The organism is Corallococcus sp. CA053C (genome assembly GCF_003611675.1).
In the GTDB taxonomy this organism is placed as follows: domain Bacteria; phylum Myxococcota; class Myxococcia; order Myxococcales; family Myxococcaceae; genus Corallococcus.
This window is the reverse complement of sequence record NZ_RAWA01000817.1, coordinates 1-846: the sequence shown is the minus strand read 5'-3', so window position 1 is coordinate 846 and position 846 is coordinate 1. Positions and strand designations below refer to the sequence as shown.

At 74.9% G+C, this 846-nt stretch carries 1 protein-coding gene and 1 pseudogene; both read left to right on the top strand.

The annotated features are described in order from the left end of the window. Positions 1-352, top strand: a pseudogene (locus D7V97_RS43380) (PTS mannose transporter subunit IID); the annotation flags it as partial. Next, the coding region (locus D7V97_RS43375; protein WP_147445275.1) for a PTS system mannose/fructose/sorbose family transporter subunit IID at positions 349-846 on the top strand (498 nt) is incomplete at its 3' end. The pseudogene D7V97_RS43380 and the gene D7V97_RS43375, both read left to right, overlap by 4 nt.

The following is an 846-nucleotide window of genomic DNA, read 5'->3' as shown; positions in this document are numbered from 1 at the left end:
GCTGGAGGGCTACTCGGCCCGGCTCGCGCGCGTGGCCCTGGCGTCCGCGGAGGCCGGCAACCTCACGCGCGCCATGCGGCAGAACCTGTGGGGCATGTGGCCGCACTTCGTGGGCTACGGCGCCCTCACCGGCGCGTGCGCCCTGGCGGGCTTCTTCCTGGAGCCCGTGATGGTGGCGCTGCCGCAGGGGCTGGTGCGGGGCCTGGCGTGGGCATACCCCGCCATGGCGTGCGTGGCGGCGGCCATCGCCGCGCAGAGCAGCCACGCCAGGCGCGCCCCCCTGTACGCCGGGCTCGCGGCGGCGGGCGTGACGGCGGCGGTGCTCCTCTCCCGGCTCCAGGAGCGGCCATGAGCGCGCCTCCCCTGAGCACGCCTCCCCAGGGCGCCCCGGCGGCGCCCCTGCCGCCCGCGCCGCTGCCCCGGACGACGGTGCTGCGCGTCTTCCTGCGCTCGCTCTTCCTCCAGGCGTCGTGGAACCCCAAGGGGATGCAGAACCTGGGGCTGGCGTATGCCGTGTATCCGGCGCTGGAGCGGCTGTACCCGCCGGGCCCCTTACGGGAAGCGGCGGTGCGCCGGCACCTGGTCTTCTTCAACACCCACCCGTACGTGGCGGCGGCCATCGTGGGCGGCGTCGTCAACCACGAGCAGAAGATCGCCCGGGGGGAGGAGACGCCGGACCGGGTGGTGGGCTTCAAGGCGGCGCTGATGGGGCCGCTGGCGGCGCTGGGGGACGGCTTCTTCTGGCTGTCGCTCAAGCCGGCGGTGGGCGGCCTGTGCGCGGCGATGGTGCCGTTCCTGGGCGTGTGGGCGGTGGGGCTCTTCCTGGTGCTCTACAACCTGGTGCAC